General features: G+C 70.5%; 22 protein-coding genes, 1 tRNA gene and 1 riboswitch. Of the genes, 17 read left to right on the top strand and 6 right to left on the bottom strand.

The features are described 5' to 3' along the window. The 5 genes from ACWCO8_RS29070 (at window position 1) to ACWCO8_RS29050 (ending at window position 3,324) form a co-directional block, all read left to right on the top strand. Window positions 1–1,050, top strand: coding sequence for a FecCD family ABC transporter permease (locus ACWCO8_RS29070; RefSeq protein WP_451034823.1), 1,050 nt, complete (start codon window positions 1–3; stop codon window positions 1,048–1,050). After that, on the top strand, window positions 1,047–1,835 hold the full coding sequence (locus ACWCO8_RS29065; protein WP_451034748.1) for an ABC transporter ATP-binding protein: 789 nt from the start codon (window positions 1,047–1,049) through the stop codon (window positions 1,833–1,835). Before ACWCO8_RS29070 ends, ACWCO8_RS29065 begins: the two co-directional genes overlap by 4 nt. A gap of 44 nt (window positions 1,836–1,879) precedes the next feature. Then, the gene (locus tag ACWCO8_RS29060) at window positions 1,880–1,978 is read left to right on the top strand and encodes a putative leader peptide (RefSeq protein WP_361962636.1); all 99 of its coding nucleotides are present in this window, start codon (window positions 1,880–1,882) and stop codon (window positions 1,976–1,978) included. 110 nt (window positions 1,979–2,088) lie between these two features. Next, window positions 2,089–2,367: a MoaD/ThiS family protein gene (locus tag ACWCO8_RS29055; protein WP_362011776.1), complete on the top strand. Its 279-nt coding sequence runs from the start codon at window positions 2,089–2,091 to the stop codon at window positions 2,365–2,367. Between the two features lie 6 nt (window positions 2,368–2,373). Next, entirely contained in the window at window positions 2,374–3,324 is a 951-nt protein-coding gene (locus ACWCO8_RS29050; protein ID WP_362011773.1) for a PLP-dependent cysteine synthase family protein, read from the top strand. A 41-nt stretch (window positions 3,325–3,365) separates the two neighbouring features. Here ACWCO8_RS29050 and ACWCO8_RS29045 read toward each other — a convergent pair whose 3' ends face one another. Continuing rightward, a complete protein-coding gene (locus ACWCO8_RS29045) occupies window positions 3,366–3,875 on the bottom strand; it encodes a type II toxin-antitoxin system PemK/MazF family toxin (protein WP_362011772.1) in 510 nt (169 codons plus the stop codon). A 188-nt stretch (window positions 3,876–4,063) separates the two neighbouring features. Between ACWCO8_RS29045 and ACWCO8_RS29040 the strand changes: the two genes are divergently transcribed. Further along, entirely contained in the window at window positions 4,064–4,816 is a 753-nt protein-coding gene (locus ACWCO8_RS29040; protein ID WP_451034747.1) for an MBL fold metallo-hydrolase, read from the top strand. 85 nt (window positions 4,817–4,901) lie between these two features. On the opposite strand, the gene ACWCO8_RS29035 is transcribed toward ACWCO8_RS29040, so the two are convergent. Both ACWCO8_RS29035 and ACWCO8_RS29030 read right to left on the bottom strand, forming a co-directional pair. Further along, complete coding sequence (locus ACWCO8_RS29035; protein WP_451034746.1) at window positions 4,902–6,167, bottom strand: PTS transporter subunit EIIC; 1,266 nt, start codon at window positions 6,165–6,167, stop codon at window positions 4,902–4,904. Between the two features lie 273 nt (window positions 6,168–6,440). Further along, complete coding sequence (locus tag ACWCO8_RS29030) at window positions 6,441–7,742, bottom strand: PTS transporter subunit EIIC (RefSeq protein ID WP_451034745.1); 1,302 nt, start codon at window positions 7,740–7,742, stop codon at window positions 6,441–6,443. 236 nt (window positions 7,743–7,978) lie between these two features. On the opposite strand from ACWCO8_RS29030, the gene ACWCO8_RS29025 reads away from it, so the two are divergent. The 4 genes from ACWCO8_RS29025 (at window position 7,979) to rdgB (ending at window position 10,269) form a co-directional block, all read left to right on the top strand. Then, complete coding sequence (locus tag ACWCO8_RS29025; RefSeq protein ID WP_351898403.1) at window positions 7,979–8,212, top strand: PTS glucose/sucrose transporter subunit IIB; 234 nt, start codon at window positions 7,979–7,981, stop codon at window positions 8,210–8,212. A gap of 200 nt (window positions 8,213–8,412) precedes the next feature. Beyond that, window positions 8,413–9,144: a ribonuclease PH gene (rph, locus tag ACWCO8_RS29020; RefSeq protein ID WP_362011763.1), complete on the top strand. Its 732-nt coding sequence runs from the start codon at window positions 8,413–8,415 to the stop codon at window positions 9,142–9,144. A gap of 130 nt (window positions 9,145–9,274) precedes the next feature. Continuing rightward, complete coding sequence (locus tag ACWCO8_RS29015) at window positions 9,275–9,658, top strand: hypothetical protein (RefSeq protein ID WP_362011761.1); 384 nt, start codon at window positions 9,275–9,277, stop codon at window positions 9,656–9,658. 8 nt (window positions 9,659–9,666) lie between these two features. Further along, window positions 9,667–10,269 carry an RdgB/HAM1 family non-canonical purine NTP pyrophosphatase gene (gene rdgB / locus ACWCO8_RS29010; protein WP_451034744.1) on the top strand — a complete coding sequence of 201 codons (603 nt, stop codon included), beginning with the start codon at window positions 9,667–9,669 and terminating at the stop codon, window positions 10,267–10,269. Between the two features lie 52 nt (window positions 10,270–10,321). Here the strand turns inward: rdgB and ACWCO8_RS29005 are convergent. Together ACWCO8_RS29005 and bcp are read right to left on the bottom strand one after the other, a co-directional pair. Further along, a tRNA-Leu gene (locus ACWCO8_RS29005) sits at window positions 10,322–10,408 on the bottom strand. Window positions 10,409–10,465: 57 nt separating this feature from the next. Further along, window positions 10,466–10,933, bottom strand: a complete 468-nt coding sequence (bcp, locus tag ACWCO8_RS29000) for a thioredoxin-dependent thiol peroxidase (RefSeq protein WP_362011752.1) — start codon at window positions 10,931–10,933, stop codon at window positions 10,466–10,468. Between the two features lie 122 nt (window positions 10,934–11,055). Between bcp and ACWCO8_RS28995 the strand changes: the two genes are divergently transcribed. From ACWCO8_RS28995 to ACWCO8_RS28985, 3 genes are all read left to right on the top strand, one after another. Further along, window positions 11,056–11,376: a DUF3618 domain-containing protein gene (locus ACWCO8_RS28995; protein WP_362011749.1), complete on the top strand. Its 321-nt coding sequence runs from the start codon at window positions 11,056–11,058 to the stop codon at window positions 11,374–11,376. A 46-nt stretch (window positions 11,377–11,422) separates the two neighbouring features. Beyond that, window positions 11,423–11,761: a GroES family chaperonin gene (locus tag ACWCO8_RS28990; RefSeq protein ID WP_361962664.1), complete on the top strand. Its 339-nt coding sequence runs from the start codon at window positions 11,423–11,425 to the stop codon at window positions 11,759–11,761. 67 nt (window positions 11,762–11,828) lie between these two features. Continuing rightward, window positions 11,829–11,889, top strand: a riboswitch (guanidine-III (ykkC-III) riboswitch). A 34-nt stretch (window positions 11,890–11,923) separates the two neighbouring features. Then, window positions 11,924–12,244, top strand: coding sequence for a DMT family transporter (locus tag ACWCO8_RS28985; protein WP_362011746.1), 321 nt, complete (start codon window positions 11,924–11,926; stop codon window positions 12,242–12,244). On the opposite strand, the gene ACWCO8_RS28980 is transcribed toward ACWCO8_RS28985, so the two are convergent. After that, window positions 12,238–14,454 carry a transglycosylase domain-containing protein gene (locus tag ACWCO8_RS28980; protein WP_451034743.1) on the bottom strand — a complete coding sequence of 739 codons (2,217 nt, stop codon included), beginning with the start codon at window positions 14,452–14,454 and terminating at the stop codon, window positions 12,238–12,240. The genes ACWCO8_RS28985 and ACWCO8_RS28980 overlap by 7 nt on opposite strands. A gap of 140 nt (window positions 14,455–14,594) precedes the next feature. On the opposite strand from ACWCO8_RS28980, the gene ACWCO8_RS28975 reads away from it, so the two are divergent. From ACWCO8_RS28975 to ACWCO8_RS28960, 4 genes are read left to right on the top strand one after another with little or no spacing between them, the layout of a single operon-like run. Next, window positions 14,595–15,395: an ABC transporter permease gene (locus ACWCO8_RS28975; RefSeq protein ID WP_451034822.1), complete on the top strand. Its 801-nt coding sequence runs from the start codon at window positions 14,595–14,597 to the stop codon at window positions 15,393–15,395. 52 nt (window positions 15,396–15,447) lie between these two features. Next, window positions 15,448–16,224: an ABC transporter permease gene (locus tag ACWCO8_RS28970; protein ID WP_451034821.1), complete on the top strand. Its 777-nt coding sequence runs from the start codon at window positions 15,448–15,450 to the stop codon at window positions 16,222–16,224. 15 nt (window positions 16,225–16,239) lie between these two features. Further along, window positions 16,240–17,217 carry an ABC transporter ATP-binding protein gene (locus tag ACWCO8_RS28965; RefSeq protein WP_451034742.1) on the top strand — a complete coding sequence of 326 codons (978 nt, stop codon included), beginning with the start codon at window positions 16,240–16,242 and terminating at the stop codon, window positions 17,215–17,217. Window positions 17,218–17,234: 17 nt separating this feature from the next. Further along, complete coding sequence (locus ACWCO8_RS28960; protein ID WP_451034741.1) at window positions 17,235–18,581, top strand: DUF445 domain-containing protein; 1,347 nt, start codon at window positions 17,235–17,237, stop codon at window positions 18,579–18,581. The last annotated feature ends 159 nt before the right edge of the window (window positions 18,582–18,740 follow it).

The following is an 18,740-nucleotide window of genomic DNA, read 5'->3' as shown; positions in this document are numbered from 1 at the left end:
GTGACGGGGCGGACGACGGCTCCTGGCACCTCGAAGGCCGCGCCCGACCCGGCCCGGCGCCCCCTCCCGTACGGGCTCGTCGTCGCCGGCCTCCTCGCGGCCCTCGCGGTCGCCGTCGTCGCCGGGGTCGCCCTCGGCTCCGTACGGATACCCGTGGGCCAGGTCGTCGAGATCCTCACCGGCCGCGCCGCCCCGTCCCCGTACCGCACGATCGTGCTCGACGTCCGGCTGCCGCGCGTGCTCCTCGGCGCGGTCGTCGGCGCCGTCCTGCAGGCCCTCGTCCGCAACCGGCTCGCCGACCCCTTCCTCCTCGGGATCTCCTCCGGGGCGGCCGGCGGGGCCGTCCTCGTCCTGGTCCTCGGCATCGGCGGCGGGGTCACCACCACCGTCGCCATGCCCGCCGGGGCCTTCGCGGGCGCCCTGCTCGCCCTCGTCCTCGTCTACGCCCTGGCCCGGCGCGGCTCCACGATGACGGGGGCCCGGCTCGTCCTCGCGGGCGTCGCCGTCTCCTACATCCTGTCGGCGCTGACCACCCTGCTCCTGGTCCTGTCCCGGCGGCCCGAACACGTCCAGGAGGCGATGTTCTGGTCCCTCGGCGGCCTCGGCTCCGCCCGCTGGGACTCCCTCGCCCTGCCCGCGATCGTCGTCGCCCTCGGCACCGGACTCCTCGTCACCCTCGCCCGCCCGCTCGACCTGCTCCTCGTCGGCGAGGAGGGCGCGACCGTCCTCGGCCTGGACACCGCCCGCTTCCGCGCCGCCGTCTTCGTCCTCGCCTCGCTCGTCACCGCCGTCATGGTCTCCGTCAGCGGGGCCGTCGGCTTCGTCGGCCTGATGGTCCCGCACGCCGCCCGGATGGCCGTCGGCGCCCCGCACCGCCGCCTCCTGCCGGTCGCCGCGCTCGGCGGCGCGCTCGCCCTGATCCTGGCCGACCTCGCCGCCCGGACCGTCGCCACGCCCCAGGACATCCCGGTCGGCGTCCTCACCGCCCTCATCGGCGGCCCCTTCTTCCTCTGGCTCATGCGCCGCCGCGCGGAAGGGAGCCCGGTATGACCATCGAGCTACGCGTCCAGGGCGTCTCGTACGAGACACGGCTGCACGAGGCCGACCTCACCGCCCGCCCCGGCGAGACCGTCGGGCTCGTCGGCCCCAACGGCAGCGGCAAGTCCACCCTCCTGCGCTGCGTCTACGGCACCCTCACCCCCACCGCGGGCCGCGTCCTCCTCGACGGCGACGACCTGTCCACCCTCGGCCCCAAGGCACGCGCCCGCCGGATCGCCACCGTCCCGCAGGACGGCTCCACCGAGTTCGAGCTGACCGTCCAGGAACTGGTCGCCCTCGGTCGCTCCCCGCACAAGCGCTTCTGGGAGGGCGACACGGCCGCCGACCGGACCCGCGCCGAGGCCGCCCTCGCCCGCGTCGGCATCGCCGACCTCGCCGATCGGCCCTACCCCACCCTCTCCGGCGGCGAACGCCAGCGCGCCCTCGTCGCCCGCGCCCTCGTCCAGGACCCGGCGCTCCTCGTCCTCGACGAGCCCACCAACCACCTCGACATCCGCTACCAGCTCGAAGTCCTCCGCCTCGTCCGCGACTTGGGCACCACCAACCTCCTCGCCCTGCACGACCTCAACCTCGCCGCCGCCTACTGCGACCGGCTCTACGTCCTGGAACGCGGCCGGGTCGTCGCCGAGGGCCCGCCCGCCGAGGTACTCACCCCCGCCCTCCTCGCCACCGTCTACGGCGTGGAAGCCGAGGTCATCCCGCATCCGAGGACCGGCACACCGACCGTCGTCTACGTCCCCGGTCCGCCAGTCGAGCGCGAACCGTCCGCCATGTGAGATCACATTCCGGAACCCGGACCGGGAATCGATACGATGACCGCATGGTTTCCCACGACGTGAGCGAAGTGACGACGCCGGGCAGCGCGCTGCTCGTGGCGCGGCTGCACGTCGACCTGTGCCGTCTCGCCAGCGCGATGTGAGCGGGGGCGCTCGTACCGACCAGCGCCCCACGAAGCACCACCCCGCGCGGGGGCCCAGAGCCGCGCGCCTTTCACGCCACTCCCGACTCCCGAAAACAGGAGCCCACGCCATGGCCATCGAGGTCCGCATCCCGACCATCCTCCGCACCTACACCGACGGCGAGAAGGCCGTCGAAGGCAGCGGTGGGACGCTCGCCGAGCTCTTCGCCGACCTGGAGAAGCGCCACGCCGGAATCGAGGCCCGCATCGTGGACAAGGGCCAGCTGCGCCGCTTCGTCAACGTCTACCTCAACGACGAGGACGTCCGCTTCCTCGACGGCATCGACACCAAGCTGACCGACGGCGACAACGTCACGATCCTGCCGGCCGTGGCCGGCGGCATGGTCTGATCCACCATGCGTTACGACTCCCCGCTCGCGGCGGTCGGCAACACGCCCCTGGTCCGCCTGCCCCGGCTCTCCCCGTCGGACGACGTCCGCATCTGGGCCAAGCTGGAGGACCGCAACCCCACCGGCTCGGTCAAGGACCGCCCCGCGCTCCACATGATCGAGCAGGCCGAGAAGGACGGCCGGCTCACCCCCGGCTGCACCATCCTCGAGCCGACCAGCGGCAACACCGGCATCTCGCTGGCGATGGCGGCCAAGCTCAAGGGCTACCGCATCGTCTGCGTCATGCCGGAGAACACCAGCGAGGAGCGGCGCCAGCTGCTCGCCATGTGGGGCGCCGAGATCATCTCGTCCCCGGCGGCGGGCGGATCGAACACGGCGGTACGGGTCGCCAAGGAGATCGCGGCCGAGAACCCCACGTGGGTGATGCTCTACCAGTACGGCAACCCGGACAACGCGGGCGCGCACTACGCCACGACGGGCCCGGAGATCCTGACCGACCTCCCCTCCATCACCCATTTCGTGGCGGGCCTCGGCACCACCGGCACCCTCATGGGCGTCGGCCGCTACCTGCGCGAGCACAAGCCGGACGTCAAGATCGTCGCCGCCGAACCCCGGTACGACGACCTGGTCTACGGCCTGCGCAACCTCGACGAGGGCTTCGTCCCCGAGCTGTACGACGCCTCCGTCCTCACCACCCGCTTCTCGGTCGGCTCCGCCGACGCGGTCACCCGCACCCGGGAACTCCTCCAGCAGGAGGGCATCTTCGCCGGCGTCTCCACGGGCGCGGCGCTGCACGCGGCGATCGGCGTCGGCCAGAAGGCGCTGAAGGCCGGCGAGAGCGCCGACATCGCCTTCGTGGTCGCGGACGGCGGCTGGAAGTACCTGTCGACGGGCCTCTACACGGCGGCGACGACGGAAGAGGCGATCGAGACGGTCCAGGGCCAGCTCTGGGCGTGACGCCCCTGCCTCTCAGGACGCGGGCGTAATGCCTCTGTCTCTCAGGACGCCAGATGGCGGACCTGGTCCCACACGACCGGGTCCGCCGTCCCCACTTTGCGGCGGAACTCCCACACCGGGACCTCCCGCAGCTCATCGGTCTCCAGGAAGCTCGGCCGCCCCTGCGCGTCCCCCACGGACCCCGGCGGCAGCGCGATGACGCCCGGCCGCTCGTCGTGGTACTTGCTGGTGATCTTGGCGACCAGCGCGGAGTCCCCGCGCAGCGCGAGCACCAGACATGGCCGGTCCTTCGACCCGGGCCCGTCCTCGTAGGGCACGTCCGCCCACCAGATCTCGCCCGCCCGGGGGAGCCGCGCCGGCGCCTTCCCGGGAGCTCCGCCGGGGGCCTTACGGGGTGTTTTCGGCCGTACGGGTGGACGCCCGGAGGGCCGCGCCGGCGGGCGCGTCCGGCCACCGGGCCGCCGCGCCGACCGCTTCCGGCCGTCCGCCAGCGCCACGACCAGCGCGATCACCACGACCGCGACGAGCGCCGGCCACCAGGACGTGTCCATACCCCAAGACGTTACCGGCCGCCCGTACCCGTCGCTCTCCCGCCCCAGGTCCATCCGAACCGGTGACAGAGCCCGTGAGTTCGCCCACAACGGGCCGCCGCGGAGGAGCGACGAGCGGAGTCGCGCCTTACGCTCGACGCATCGCACGACCTCCCCCGCCGCTCTCCGCCCTCGGAGGTTCACGCTCCATGAAGCTCACCGTCGTCGGCTGCTCCGGGTCGTTCCCGTCCGCGGACTCGGCCTGTTCGAGCTACCTCGTAGAGGCCGACGGCTTCCGGCTGCTCCTCGACATGGGCAACGGCGCCCTGGGCGAGCTGCAGCGCCACATCGGTCTGTACGACCTCGACGCCATCTTCCTCAGCCACCTGCACGCCGACCACTGCATCGACATGTGCGGCTACTTCGTCGCGCGCTACTACCGCCACGAGGGCGGGCGCTGCGACGCGATCCCGGTCTACGCCCCGGAGGGCGCCGAGCAGCGCCTGACCACGGCGTACGCCGACACCCCCTCGGACAAGTCGATGAGCGAGGTCTTCGACTTCCGCACCCTGAAGTCGGGCTCCTTCGAGATCGGCCCGTTCTCCGTCCGTACGGAGAAGGTGTGCCACCCGGTGGAGGCGTACGGCATCAGGATCGAGCACGGCGGCCGCTCACTGACGTACTCCGGCGACACGGGAGCCTGCGAGGCCCTGCACGAACTCGCCGAGGGCACGGACCTCTTCCTGTGCGAGGCGTCCTTCACGCACGGCAAGGAGGACATCCCGGCCCTCCACCTCAACGGCCGCGAGGCGGGCGCGGAGGCGACCCGCTCCTCGGTGGGCCGCCTGGTCCTCACCCACATCCCGCCGTGGACCGACGGCGAGCAGAACCTGGCGGACGCGCGCGCGGTCTACGACGGCCCGTCGGAGCTGGCGTACGCGGGCGCGGTGTACGAGGTCTGAGCCCCTGAGGCACGGCGCGTACGGGAAGGGCCCCGGAACCTTTCGGTTCCGAGGCCCTTCCGTCGTACGGGGCGAGGCGTCAGGCCTAGGCCTTGGTGAGGTCCTCGATCTCCTCCTCGGGCTCGCGGCCCGGGGTGGGGAGGTTGAACTTGGTGATCGCGAAGCGGAACACCGAGTAGTAGATCGCGGCGAAGACCAGACCGAGCGGGATGATCATCCAGGGCTTGGTGGCGTAGGTCCAGTTCAGGAAGTAGTCCAGCGCACCGGCCGAGAAGGTGAAGCCGTGGTGCACACCGAGGGCCGAGGTGATGACCATCGAGGCGGCAGTGAGCACCGCGTGGATCACGTACAGCAGCGGCGCCAGGAACATGAAGGCGAACTCGATGGGCTCGGTGATACCCGTGACGAACGAGGTCAGGGCGAGCGAGAACATCATGCCGCCGACGATCTTGCGGCGCTCGGGGCGGGCGGTGTGCGTGATCGCCAGGGCGACGGCCGGCAGCGCGAACATCATGATCGGGAAGAAGCCGGACATGAACTGACCGGCGGTCGGGTCACCGTGGAAGAAGCGCGGCAGGTCGCCGTGCCAGACGGCACCGGACGCGTCGGTGAAGGAGCCGATCTCCTGCCACGCGACGGTGTTCACGAACTGGTGCATACCGATGGGGAGCAGGCCGCGGTTGATGGCGCCGAAGATGCCGGAACCGATGGCGCCGAGGCCCGTCATCCAGTTGCCGAAGTCGGTGATGACGCCACCGATGGGCTCCCAGAGCAGGCCGAACAGGACACCCATCACGGTGCCGACGAAGGCCATGATGATCGGGACGAGACGGCGGCCGTTGAAGAAGCCGAGCCAGTCCACGAGCTTGGTGCGGTGGTACCGCTGCCATATGACGGCGGCGAGCAGACCCATGACGATGCCGCCGAAGACCTTGGGGTCGTTGTACGTCGCGGCGACGTCGACACCCTTGTTCTCGGTGGTGTTGATGACGGCCTCGGTGACCGGGAACGCCTTCAGGACGTTCTGGTAGACGAGGAAACCGACGAGGGCGGCGAGAGCGGTGGAGCCGTCGGCCTTCTTGGCGAAGCCGATCGCGATGCCGACGCAGAACAGCAGGGGCATGTTCGCGAAGACCGCGTCGCCGGCGGACGCGAAGACCGTGGCGACCTTGTCCCAGCCGAGGCCGTCGGCACCGAAGACGTCGGGCTGGCCGAGACGGAGCAAGATACCCGCGGCCGGCAGCACGGCGATCGGCAGCTGCAGGCTGCGACCGACCTTCTGCAGGCCCTGGAACAGGCCGGATCCGCGCTTCTTCGCGGGAGCGGCGGCCTGGGCGGTGGCCGTACTCATCAACTTCCTCCAGTAAGGCAAGGCGCCGCCAGAGGACAGTGAAAAGGGGGTGACGGCGGCGTCTCGTGGAACGCGGTGGTCTGGACCGCGTGGTCTACACCAATGAGTGGTGTAGACCAGTTGTAGCACGTGAGACTTAGATAAGGAACCTGCGAATTCTGTGTGGTTGCGGGGTAGCGGGGCGTGAACGACGAAAGGCCCCCGGACCATGAGGTCCGAGGGCCTTTCGGGGTTCTCCGAAGGGGGGCGAAAGCCCCGAATCGCGGCGGGCGGCTACGCCTTGGTCACGTCCTGGTCCATCTGCTCCGCCACCTCTTCCGGCTCGCGGCCCGGCGTCGGCAGGTTGAACTTGGTGATCGCGAACCGGAAGATCACGTAGTACACGACGGCGAAGCCGAGGCCGATCGGAATGATCAGCCAGGGTTTGGTCGCCAGGTTCCAGTTGATGACGTAGTCGATCAGACCCGCCGAGAAGCTGAAGCCGTCCTTCACGCCGAGCGCCCACGTCACGGCCATCGACACACCCGTGAGGACGGCGTGGATCGCGTACAGGACCGGGGCGATGAAGAGGAACGAGTACTCGATCGGCTCGGTGATACCGGTGACGAACGAGGTCAGGGCGACCGACAGCATCAGACCGCCGACCTCCTTGCGGCGGTTCGGCCGCGCGCAGTGGGTGATCGCCAGGGCCGCAGCCGGCAGGGCGAACATCATGATCGGGAAGAAGCCCGTCAGGAACTGACCGGCCTCCGGGTCGCCCGCGAGGAACATCGGGATGTCGCCGTGGACCGTCGTGCCGTCCGGCCTGGTGTACGTGCCGAACTGGAACCAGATGGGCACGTTCAGGAACTGGTGCAGGCCGATCACGAGCAGCGCGCGGTTGGCGACACCGAAGATGCCCGAACCCCAGGCGCCCAGGCCCACCAGCCAGTCGCTGAAGTTCTCCAGACCGTCGCCGATCGGCGGCCAGACCCACAGGCACAGGGACGCGAAGGCGATCGCGACGAAGGTCATGATGATCGGTACGAGACGGCGGCCGTTGAAGAAGCCCAGCCAGTCCACCAGCCGCACCCGGTGGTAGCGCTGCCAGAACCAGGCCGCGAGCAGACCGATGACGATGCCGCCGAAGACGCCCGGGTTCTGGTACGTGTACCCGCTGAAGACCTGCTCGGGCGCCAGGCAACCGCCGTTGATGTCCGCCGTGCCCGGCGGGCAGTCCTCGGGGAACTGGCGCATCACGTTGTAGTAGACGAGGAAGCCGACGGTCGCCGCGAGCGCCGTCGAGCCGTCCGCCTTCTTCGCGAGCCCGATCGCCACGCCGATGCAGAACAGCAGGGGCAGGCCCAGGTTGCCGTCGAGCAGGGCGCCGCCGGCACCCGCCATCACCTTGGCCACGTTGTCCCAGCCGAGGCCGTCGGCGCCGAAGACGTCGGGCTGGCCGAGACGGTTGAGGATGCCGGCCGCCGGCAGTACGGCGATGGGGAGCTGGAGGCTCCGTCCCATCTTCTGCAGCCCCTGGAAGAGGCCGCCCCACATCGACTTCTTCGGCGCGGCGGCCGCGCTGTCCGTACTCATCGGCGTCCTCCCTGGCCCGGAACGATCCGGGCCCGAATCGCGTTGCACACTGGTGTAGACCAGTTGCGATAGGCTCCCGGAGCCCCCTGAGGGCAGGCTGCCGGTGATCGTCATCATTCGGCAGAACGAGGGCACGCGCTCGCGAAGTTGGGCCAACCGTGCGTTACCGTGACAAAGCGGACCGCCGGTGCGCCGAGACTCACGTTCTTCGAACAGGAACGGACAGGGAGAAAGACATGGCCAGCAAGGCTGAGAAGATCGTCGCCGGCCTCGGCGGCATCGACAACATCGAAGAGGTCGAGGGCTGCATCACCCGCCTCCGCACCGAGGTCGTCGACCCGAGCCTCGTCGACGAGGCCGCGCTCAAGGCCGCCGGCGCGCACGGCGTCGTCAAGATGGGCACCGCGATCCAGGTCGTCATCGGCACGGACGCCGACCCGATCGCCGCCGACATCGAAGACATGATGTGAGCGACGCCTGACGCACGCTCGACTCACCGCTGAGTCACCCCGACGGGGGCCCGGTCCGACAGGGGACCGGGCCTTTGTCGTACGGGGGGAGGGCGGGGCGCCGGGGCTGGGTCGTGTGGGGCGCCGATGGCACCACGACGGGGGCCAGGCGGCTACGGCGAGGGGACCAGGCCCCCCTCCCCGGCGGCTAGGCTCGTGACATGTCTCGTATCGACGGCCGTACCCCCGAACAGCTCCGCCCCGTCACCATCGAACGCGGATGGAGCAAGCACGCAGAGGGCTCCGTCCTCATCTCCTTCGGCGACACCAAGGTCTTCTGCACCGCCTCCGTCACCGAAGGCGTCCCGCGCTGGCGCAAGGGCAGCGGCGAGGGCTGGGTCACCGGCGAGTACTCGATGCTCCCGCGCGCCACCAACACCCGCGGCGACCGCGAGTCCGTCCGCGGCAAGATCGGCGGCCGCACGCACGAGATCTCCCGCCTCATCGGCCGCTCCCTGCGCGCGGTCATCGACTACAAGGCCCTCGGCGAGAACACGATCGTCCTCGACTGCGACGTCCTCCAGGCCGACGGCGGCACCCGCACCGCAGCGATCACGGGCGCGTACGTCGCCCTCGCGGACGCGGTCGCCTGGGCCCAGACGAAGAAGCTGGTGAAGGCCGGCCGCAAGCCGCTCACCGGCACGGTCGCCGCCGTCTCCGTCGGCATCGTCGACGGCACCCCGCTCCTCGACCTCTGCTACGAGGAGGACGTCCGCGCCGACACCGACATGAACGTCGTCTGCACCGGCGACGGCCGCTTCGTCGAGGTCCAGGGCACCGCCGAGGCCGAGCCCTTCGACCGCAAGGAGCTCAACGCCCTCCTCGACCTCGCGTCCGGCGGCTGCGCCGACCTCGCCGAGATCCAGCGCAAGGCGCTCGAAGGAACTCTGTAGCCCGCTACGGCGTCCTCATGGACGGGCGCACGGCAAGGACCGTGCGCCCGTTGCCGTACAGGCATCGGTATCAGCACTTGCTTCCACATCCACATCCATATCCACATCCGTATCTGGGGGAGGACCCGTCTTGAAGCGCCGTCTTGCAATCGCCGTGGCCTCGGCAGCCGTACTCGCCAGCACCACCCTCGTCGGCTGCGGAGCACTCGACAAGGCGATGGACTGCGTCGCGACCGCCGACGCGATAGCCACCAGCGTCGACAAGCTCTCGCAGGCCGTCTCCAACGCCTCCAACGACCCGACGCAGCTCAACGAGGCCCTGAACGAGATCTCCACGGAGCTCGGCAACCTCAAGGACACGACGGACAACGCCGACCTGTCCAAGGCCGTCGACGACCTCACCAAGGGCGTCGAAGAGGTGAAGACCGCCGTCAACAACGGCGACACGACCCCGGACATCAAGCCGATCACGGACGCGGCCACGGAGATCGGCAAGGTCTGCACCCCGGGATAATCGGGAGCATGACCCGTCTGATCCTCGCCACCCGCAACGCCGGGAAGATCACCGAACTCCACGCGATCCTCGCCGACGCAGGCCTCCCTCACGAGCTCGTCGGCGCGGACGCGTACCCGGAGGTCCCGGACACCAAGGAGACCGGCGTCACCTTCGCCGAGAACGCCCTCCTCAAAGCCCACGCCCTCGCGCAGGCCACGGGCCTGCCGGCGGTCGCCGACGACTCCGGCCTGTGCGTCGACGTCCTGAACGGCGCCCCCGGCATCTTCTCGGCCCGCTGGTCCGGCACCCACGGCGACGACCGCGCCAACCTGAACCTGCTCCTGGCCCAGATCGCCGACATCGACACCGCCCACCGAGGTGCCCACTTCGCCTGCGCGGCAGCCCTGGCCCTCCCGGACGGCACGGAACGTGTCGTCGAGGGCCAACTGCGCGGCGTACTGCGCTCCACCCCGACCGGCACGAACGGCTTCGGCTACGACCCGATCCTCCAACCGGAGGGCTACGACGTGACGTGCGCCGAACTGACCCCGGAACAGAAGAACGCGATCAGCCACCGAGGAAAGGCGTTCCGGGCGCTGGTACCGGTGGTACGGGAGCTGCTGGGCTGAGGCCGCTCACGACAAAGGCCTGCGAATCAACCCTTCGATTCGCAGGCCTTTTTGGTGCGGCGGAAGGGATTCGAACCCTCAAGCCGTTTCACGGGCCACAGATCCTAAGTCTGCTGCGTCGCCGTTGCGCCACCGCCGCTAGCCGCCTGTCATCGTACCGGGACAGGCGGCTGCGGTGATCGGGTGGGCGGGGGCGTCAGATGCCCAGGTCCTTGATGATCTTGGCGACGTGGCCGGTCGCCTTCACGTTGTACAGCGCGCGTTCGACCTTGCCGTCCTCGTCGACGACGATCGTCGAGCGGATCACGCCCGTCACCGTCTTGCCGTACAGCTTCTTCTCGCCGAACGCGCCGTACGCCTCCAGCGTCTCCTTCGACGGGTCGCCGACCAGCGTGACCTTCAGGTGCTCCTGCTCGCGGAACTTCGCCAGCTTCTCCGGCTTGTCCGGCGACACGCCGATGACGTCGTAGCCGGCGCCCGCCAGCAGTTCCAGGTTGTCCGTGAAGTCGCAGGCCTGCTTCGTGCAGCCGGGGGTGAGCGCCGCCGGGTAGAAGTAGACGATGACCTTGCGGCCCTTGTGGTCCGCGAGCGAGATCTCGTTGCCGTCGGCGTCGGGCAGGGTGAAGGCGGGGGCGGTGTCGCCGGGCTGAAGTCGCTCGCTCATGGCTCTCCTCGGGGGTGTCTGGGCGTACACACCCGAGCCTAATGGGGGCCTGAGACAGACCACGGACCGAGAAACTGAGAGACTGTCCGTCAAGGACCGATTACGACTACGGAGGCAGCGCGGTGTCGGACGCCAGGACCCCTGCGCAGATCGAGGCGGACATCGTCCGCCGGCGCGACCAGCTTGCCGAGACTCTCGACGAGATCGGGATTCGGATGCATCCGAAGACGATCGTCGGTGACGCCAAGGCCCGGGTCGCCTCGACTGTGGACCACACCGCCGGACGCGCGTTCGCCGCCGTCAACCGGACCGTGTCGGACGTGAAGGCCCGCTTCACGCACGAGGACGGCGCGCCGCGCCTGGAGCGCGTGGTTCCGGTGGCGCTCGTCGCCGTCGCCCTCGTCGGGCTGCTCGCGGTCTCGGCCCGCAAGCGCGGGGCGTGACCCCTCCCGGGCCACGGCGACACGCCCGGCCAGGTAGGTTCTGACCGTGAGCGAGAACACCGACGACAAGCTGCCCATCCGGATGCTCCACGACCGTGTCCTTGTCCGGACCGACTCTCCCGAGGGCGAGCGGCGCTCGGGCGGGGGCATCCTGATCCCCGCGACGGCCGCCGTCGGGCGCCGGCTGGCCTGGGCCGAGGTCGTCGCGGTCGGCCAGAACGTGCGTACGGTCGAGACGGGTGACCGGGTGCTGTACGACCCCGAGGACCGCGCCGAGGTCGAGGTGCGGGGCGTGGCGTACGTACTGATGCGGGAGCGGGATCTGCACGCGGTGGCCGCGGACCGGTTCGAGGGGTCCAAGGACACCACCGGGTTGTATCTGTAGGGCATCTGTAGGACCACATGCTTCTCGGCCTGGTGACCGGTGTCACCAGGCCTTTTATCTGTTCTTTGCTACTGTGGACACACCCGACGAGACGCGCCGTACCGGGCTTCACGCAAAGACGACGCACCCCTGTTGATCCGTCTCGCGGAGGTGTTCGTCGTCATGGCCTGGGTTCTTCTGATCGTCGCCGGTCTGCTCGAAGTCGGCTGGTCCATCGGCATGAAGTACACGGACGGGTTCACCCGTCTCTGGCCGAGCGTTTTCACGGGCGCCGGGATCGTCGCCTCGATGGTGCTGCTGTCGCACGCCGCCAAGACTCTCCCGATCGGTACCGCCTACGGCGTCTGGGTCGGCATCGGTGCGGCCGGTGCGGCGGTGCTCGGCATGGTGGTGCTCGGTGAGCCGGCGACCGCCGCCCGGATCTTCTTCGTCTGTCTGCTGCTTGTGGCCGTGGTCGGCCTGAAGGCGACCTCGGGTCACTGACGCGGCGGTACGACTACTTCCGGCGCCCGCCCCGGCCTGCCGCGCGGGCGCTCCGGGCCGGCTTGGGCCGTGTCCTCCTCGACAGCCGCCCTTTCGTCCCTCTCCCCCTCCCCCTCCGTCGGCAGTTCCGGCTGCGAGGGGTCGAGGGGGTCGAAGGGTGCCGTCCACTCCTCCATGCCCGCGCCCACCTGGAGGTCGAATTCCTGGGGCGCCGTGCCCGCGAGCGCGTCCCGGGTGAACTGGGCCCAGATCTCCGCGGGCGCCCCGCCCCCGTTGATGCGGGGCAGGCCGAGCGCGCCGTACAGCGGCTTCTGCTCGCCCGTCGCCGGGTCCTGGCCCATCATCGTGACGACCGTCGCGAGGTCCGGGGTGTAGCCGGCGAACCAGGCGGCCTTGTCGTCCTCGGCCGTGCCCGTCTTGCCCGCCGCCGGCCGCCCGGCGGCGAGCGCGGCCGTTCCCGTACCGCTCTCCACGACGCTCCGCAGTACCGCCGTCGTCCCGTCGGCGGCCTCCCTGCTCACGGCCTGCCGGCCCTCGGACGTCGGCAGGTCGAGTGCTTCGCCGTCCTTGGTGACCTGCTCGACGAGGGTGTACGTGCCGTGGCGGCCGTGGTTGGCGAGGGTGGCGTACGCCTCGGCCATGTCGAGGACGCTCGCGGTGGCCGGGCCGAGGGCGATGGAGGGGGAGGAGTTGAGGTCGGGGGTCCGGGCGGGCAGGCCGAGGGCGACCGCGGTCTCCTTGACCTTCGCGGGGCCGACATCCACGGCCATCTGCGCGTACACCGCGTTGACCGAGTCGTCGGTGGCGGCCCGGACGGTGATGTCGCCGTAGGAGGCGTCGTCCTCGTTGGCGGGGGCGTAGAGGGCCCCGGTCCAGCCTTCGACGGGGCGCTTGTCAGTGCCGTCGTAGTACGTGTTCGGGGTGATCGGCTCGCCGTTCTGGGTGAGCGAGGAGTGCTGGAGGGCGGCGGCGAGGACGAAGGGCTTGAAGGTGGAGCCGACCTGGTAGTCGCGGCGGGTGGCGTTGTTGACGTACTGCTTGGTGTAGTCGATGCCGCCGTAGAGGGCGACGACGCGGCCGCTCGCGGGGTCGATGGCCGCGCCGCCGACCCGGACGTAGCGGTCGGTGGGGTTCTGGGCCGGGTCGAGCCGGGACATGACCTGGGCGTCGACGGCGTCGACGAAGGCGTCCTGCTTCTCCTTCTCCAGGGTGGTGGTGATGCGGTAGCCGCCGCCGGCGAGGGTCTTCTCGTCGATGACGCCGTGGTCGGTGAGGTAGTCCTCGACGGCCTGGACGAGGTAGCCGCGCTGGCCGGAGAGGCCGGTGGCGGGGCGGGCGGGCTGCGGTGTCGGGAAGGTGGCGGCGGCCCGGTCGGTGCGGGAGAGCCAGCGCTCCTTGACCATGCCGTCCAGGACGTAGTGCCAGCGGGCCAGCGCCTTGGTCCGGTTCTCGGGGTGGGTGGCGACGTCGTAGGCGCTGGGGGCCTTGAGGAGCGAGGCGAGGTACGCGCCTTCGGCGGTGTCGAGGTCGGTGGCGTCCTTGCCGTAGTAGGCGCGGGCGGCGGCCTGGATGCCGTAGGCGTTGCGACCGAAGTAACTGGTGTTCAGATAGCCCTCGAAGATCTGGTCCTTGCTCTTCTCGCGGTTGAGTTTGATCGCGATGAAGAACTCCTTCACCTTGCGGGTGACGGTCTGTTCCTGGCCCAGGTAGTAGTTCTTGACGTACTGCTGGGTGAGGGTGGAGCCGGACTGGCGGCCCTTGCCGGTGAGGGTGTTCCAGGCGGCGCGGACCATGGCCTTGGGGTCGACGGCGCGGGCGGAGCGGAAGTCGCGGTCCTCGGCGGCGAGTACGGCGTGCCGGACGGTGAGGGGGACCTGTGCGAGGCGGACGTTCTCGCGGTTGACCTCGCCGTCGCGGGCGATGGGGGTGCCGTCCCGGTAGAGGTACACGTTCGACTGGGCGGTCGCGGCGGCGTTGGCGGGCGGGATCTCGACGAGCAGGTAGCCGGCGACGAAGCCGCCGGCGCCCAGCAGGACGGCGAGGAGGAACGTGCCGGCGACGGCCCGCAGGAGGCGCACGGGTCGTGAGCGGCGCGGACGACGGGGAGGCGGGGGGACGGTGGGGTCCCTGGGCGCCCAGCCGGGTCGGTGGGGACGATCGGGCTGGTCGTCGCTCATGTCTGGAGCTCCCGTACCGGATGAAGGAGGCATGGCCTCCCCATAGTGCACGTATCGGTGCAAATCGTCGGTAATCCTACGTAATACGCAGCGAAAAGTACTCGCGGTGGCGGAGTGCGGCCCGCTAGGGTCGTGCGCTTCCGTGGATCTAGGTGGAGGGCGGCCCGGGCATGCTGCGGCTGTACGCGACGGTGGCCGCGGGTGGGTTCCGGCGCCATGCGACCTACCGGATGGCCACGGCGGCGGGGGTGTTCACCAACACCGTCTTCGGCCTGGTCCTGTCGTACACCTACATCGCCCTCTGGGACGAGCGTCCGCAGCTGGGTGGCTACGACATGGCGGACGCGCTCGCCTATGTGTGGATCGGCCAGGGGTTGATCGCGGTCTGCGGGCTGATGGGCGGCGGGTTCGAGGAGGAGCTGATCGAGCGCATCCGTACGGGTGACATCGCCGTCGACCTCTACCGCCCGGCGGACCTCCAGGCCTGGTGGTTCTCGGCCAACGCGGGCCGGTCCGCGTACCAGTTGCTCGCGCGCGGGGCGGTGCCGATGGTGGTCGGGGCGTTCGTCTTCGACTTCCGGCTGCCGGAGCGGCCGGCGACCTGGCTCGCGTTCGTGCTGGCCGTCGCGCTGGGCTCGGTCGTCAGCTTCGCGATCTGGTACCTGGTCGCGATGTCCGCGTTCTGGCTGATGGACGGTCAGGGGGTGGTGCAGGTGGCGTGGCTGGGCGGGCTCTTCTTCTCGGGGATGCTGCTGCCGCTGAACGTCTTCCCGGGCGTGCTGGGGGAGGTGGCGCGGGTGCTGCCGTGGGCGTCGATGCTGCAGATCCCGGCGGACGTGTACCTGGAGAAGTACGAGGGGTGGGGGCTGGTGGGCGCGTACGGGTTCCAGCTGGCGTGGGCGGCGGTGCTGCTGACGGCGGGCCGCCTCGCACAGTCGCTGGCGACGCGGAAGGTGGTGGTGCAGGGTGGCTGACTCGCGCGGCGGCCCCGCCGCCCCGCCGGCGGAGGCCTGGCGTACGTACCGGATGGTCGCGGGCATGTGGATCCGCTCGACGATGACGTACCGCGCCTCCTTCGCCCTGACCCTGTTCACCTCCTTCACGGTCACGTTCTTCGACTTCGTCGTGATCCTGCTGATGTTCGGTCAGGTGGAGGGGCTCGGCGGCTTCTCGTTCGCGGAGATCGCGTTCCTGTACGGGACGACCAGCACGTCCTTCGGCATCGCGGACCTGACGATGGGCTCGCTGCAGCGGATGGGCAGGCGGGTGCGGGACGGCTCGCTGGACATGTTCCTGCTGCGTCCGGCGCCGGTCCTTGCGCAGGTGGCGGCGGACAAGTTCGCGCTGCGACGCCTTGGCCGGGTGGCGCAGGGCGTCTTCGTACTGGTCTGGGCGCTGTGCATCGTCGACGTGGAGTGGACGGCCACGAAGGTGCTGCTCCTGCCGGTGACGGTGGTGAGCGGCGCGGTGATCTTCTCGGCGGTGATGGTGGTGGGCGCGTCCGCGCTGTTCTGGGCGCAGGACGCGGCGGAGGTGACGAACGCGTTCACGTACGGCGGGAACACGCTGCTCCAGTACCCGCCGTCGATCTTCGCGCAGGAGCTGGTGCGGGGTGTCGTGTACGTCGTACCGCTGGCGTTCGTGAACTGGCTGCCGGCGCTGTACGTGCTGGGGCGGGAGACGCCGGCGGGGGTGCCGGGGTGGCTGGCGTTCGCGTCGCCGCTGGTGGCGGTGGGGTGCTGCGGGCTGGCGGGGCTTGCGTGGCGGTCGGGCCTGCGCGCGTACCGAAGCACAGGAAGCTGAGGAGTGGTCGTTCGGATGACGTTCATCGAACTGGAGCAGGTGGAGAAGGTCTTCTCGGTACGCCGGAAGACGGGGCTGCTGCGCCGGGAGAGGCGTGAGGTGCGGGCGGTCGACGGGATCAGCTTCGGCGTGGCGCGGGGGGAGATGGTCGGCTACATCGGCCCGAACGGCGCGGGGAAGTCGACGACGATCAAGATGCTGACGGGCATCCTCACGCCGAGCGGGGGCCGGCTGCGGGTCGCGGGGATCGACCCCTCGCGGGAGCGGACGCGGCTCGCGCAGCGGATCGGGGTGGTGTTCGGGCAGCGGACGACGCTCTGGTGGGACCTGCCGCTGAGGGACTCGTACCGGCTTGTGCACCGGATGTACCGCATCCCGGACGACCGCTTCGCGGCGAACCTGGCGCGCTGCGTGGACCTCCTGGACCTGGGCGACCTGCTCGACGTACCCGTCCGTCAGCTGTCGCTCGGCCAGCGGATGCGGGGCGACATCGCGGCGGCGCTGCTGCACGACCCGGAGGTGCTGTACCTGGACGAGCCGACGATCGGCCTGGACGTGGTGTCGAAGGCGCGGGTACGGGAGTTCCTGCGCGAGCTGAACGCGGAGCGGGGCACGACAGTCCTGCTGACGACCCACGACCTGACGGACATCGAGCAGCTGTGCCGCCGGGTGATGGTGATCGACCACGGCCGCCTGATGTACGACGGGGAGCTGGCGGGCCTGCACGAGGCGGGCGCGAGCGAGCGGATGCTGATCGTGGACCTGGAGCGGGAACTGCCCCCGATCGACCTGCCGGGGGCGCGTTTCGTCCGGGCGGAGGGCCCGAGGCAGTGGCTGGCGTTCCCGGCGTCCTCGTCGGCGGCGCCGCTGGTGGCGGCGGTGGCGGAGCGGTACCCGCTGGTGGATCTGTCGGTGCGGGAGCCCGACATCGAGGCGGTGATCGCGAAGATGTACGGGGAACGGGAACTTGAGGTGCGTCCGGAAAGTCGTTGATGTAGGGAGGTGGGGTGATGAGCGAGACGAGGAGCGGGTCGCCGGGCGAGCTGCCGGGGGGTGGACCTCCAGGTGAGCCACGCCGCCGGCCGCCGTTGGTGGCGTTCTCGTACACGGCGGCGGACGCGGAGCGTCACCGCGGGGTACGCCGGATGAAGACGCTGGCGACGGGCCTGCTGGTCCTCGTGGCGGTGATCTACGCCCTGGCGACCTGGGCGGAGCACGCGGGCTGGGGGGCGTGGACCGGCTATGTGGCGGCCGCGGCGGAGGCCGGCATGGTGGGCGCGCTGGCGGACTGGTTCGCGGTGACGGCCCTGTTCCGGCGGCCGCTGGGCCTGCCGATCCCGCACACGGCGATCATCCCGACGAAGAAGGACCAGCTGGGAGCGACGCTGGGCTCGTTCGTGGGCGAGAACTTCCTGTCTCCGGATGTCGTACGGGGCCGACTGGCGGCGCTGGGCATCGCGGGCCGGCTGGGCGCGTGGCTGTCGGAACCGGACCACGCGGACAGGGTGACGCGCGAACTGGCCACCGCGCTCCGCGGCGCCCTGACGGTCCTGCGGGACTCGGACATCCAGGCGGTGGTCGGCGAGGCGATCACGCGGCGGGCGGAGGCGGCGGAGATCGCGCCGGGGATCGGCAAGACGCTGGAGAAGGTCGTCGCGGACGGGGCGCACCACAGGGCGGTCGACCTGATCTGCGCGCGGGCGCACGACTGGCTGGTGTTCCACGCGGACTCGGTGATGGACGCGGTCCAGGGCGGGGCACCGGGCTGGACGCCGCGGTTCGTGGACCGGAAGGTCGGGGAGCGGGTCTACAAGGAGCTGCTGCGTTTCGTCACGGAGATGCGGGACATGCCCTCGCACCCGGCGCGCGACGCGATCGACCGCTTCCTGACGGACTTCGCGGCGGACCTCCAGGCGGACACGGAGACGCGGGCGCGGGTGGAACGCCTGAAGGCGGACCTGCTGGCGCGCCCGGAGGTCCAGGACATCATCGCCTCGGCGTGGGCGTCGGTACGCGGCATGATCATCGCGGCGGCGGAGGACGACCGCAGCCAGCTCCGCCTGCGCGCACGGGCGTCCCTGATCTCCCTGGGCGGCCGCCTGGTGACGGACGGCCGCCTGCAGGCGAAGGTCGAAGGCTGGGCGGAGGACGCGGCGGCGTACGTGGTCACGACGTACCGCGACGAGATCACGTCCCTCATCAGCGACACGGTGGCGGGCTGGGACGCGACGCAGACGTCGAAGAAGATCGAGGCCAACATCGGCCGAGACCTCCAGTTCATCCGCATCAACGGCACGGTGGTGGGCGCACTGGCGGGCCTGCTGATCTACACGATCAGCAGGGGGGTGGGGGCGTAGGGGGCGGGGGCTGGAGCGGGCGGGGCGCGGGGCGGGCCGGGCCGTGGGCGGGCTGGGCGCTGGGCGGGCTAGGCGGCGGGCCGGCCACGCGGCGGGCAGGCTGGGCGGGAGTAGAGGTCTAGGACTGGGCGCTGGGCGGGGGGTAGGGGACCCGCCCAG

This window comes from Streptomyces sp. NPDC001927, from assembly GCF_053594455.1.
Note: the sequence above shows the minus strand (reverse complement) of the source record. Positions and strands in the feature narration are given on the sequence as shown.

Coding starts and splice junctions, on each gene's coding strand:
- ACWCO8_RS29045 (WP_362011772.1), bottom strand. CDS start 3,875: ATGGACACGTCCTGGTGGCCGGCGCTCGTCGCGGTCGTGGTGATCGCG.
- ACWCO8_RS29035 (WP_451034746.1), bottom strand. CDS start 6,167: ATGAGTACGGCCACCGCCCAGGCCGCCGCTCCCGCGAAGAAGCGCGGA.
- ACWCO8_RS29055 (WP_362011776.1), top strand. CDS start 2,089: ATGGCCATCGAGGTCCGCATCCCGACCATCCTCCGCACCTACACCGAC.
- ACWCO8_RS29060 (WP_361962636.1), top strand. CDS start 1,880: ATGGTTTCCCACGACGTGAGCGAAGTGACGACGCCGGGCAGCGCGCTG.
- ACWCO8_RS29040 (WP_451034747.1), top strand. CDS start 4,064: ATGAAGCTCACCGTCGTCGGCTGCTCCGGGTCGTTCCCGTCCGCGGAC.
- ACWCO8_RS28970 (WP_451034821.1), top strand. CDS start 15,448: ATGGTCGCGGGCATGTGGATCCGCTCGACGATGACGTACCGCGCCTCC.
- ACWCO8_RS29050 (WP_362011773.1), top strand. CDS start 2,374: ATGCGTTACGACTCCCCGCTCGCGGCGGTCGGCAACACGCCCCTGGTC.
- ACWCO8_RS29025 (WP_351898403.1), top strand. CDS start 7,979: ATGGCCAGCAAGGCTGAGAAGATCGTCGCCGGCCTCGGCGGCATCGAC.
- ACWCO8_RS28985 (WP_362011746.1), top strand. CDS start 11,924: ATGGCCTGGGTTCTTCTGATCGTCGCCGGTCTGCTCGAAGTCGGCTGG.
- ACWCO8_RS28960 (WP_451034741.1), top strand. CDS start 17,235: ATGAGCGAGACGAGGAGCGGGTCGCCGGGCGAGCTGCCGGGGGGTGGA.
- rdgB (WP_451034744.1), top strand. CDS start 9,667: ATGACCCGTCTGATCCTCGCCACCCGCAACGCCGGGAAGATCACCGAA.
- ACWCO8_RS28965 (WP_451034742.1), top strand. CDS start 16,240: ATGACGTTCATCGAACTGGAGCAGGTGGAGAAGGTCTTCTCGGTACGC.
- ACWCO8_RS29065 (WP_451034748.1), top strand. CDS start 1,047: ATGACCATCGAGCTACGCGTCCAGGGCGTCTCGTACGAGACACGGCTG.
- ACWCO8_RS29030 (WP_451034745.1), bottom strand. CDS start 7,742: ATGAGTACGGACAGCGCGGCCGCCGCGCCGAAGAAGTCGATGTGGGGC.
- rph (WP_362011763.1), top strand. CDS start 8,413: ATGTCTCGTATCGACGGCCGTACCCCCGAACAGCTCCGCCCCGTCACC.
- bcp (WP_362011752.1), bottom strand. CDS start 10,933: ATGAGCGAGCGACTTCAGCCCGGCGACACCGCCCCCGCCTTCACCCTG.
- ACWCO8_RS28980 (WP_451034743.1), bottom strand. CDS start 14,454: ATGCCTCCTTCATCCGGTACGGGAGCTCCAGACATGAGCGACGACCAG.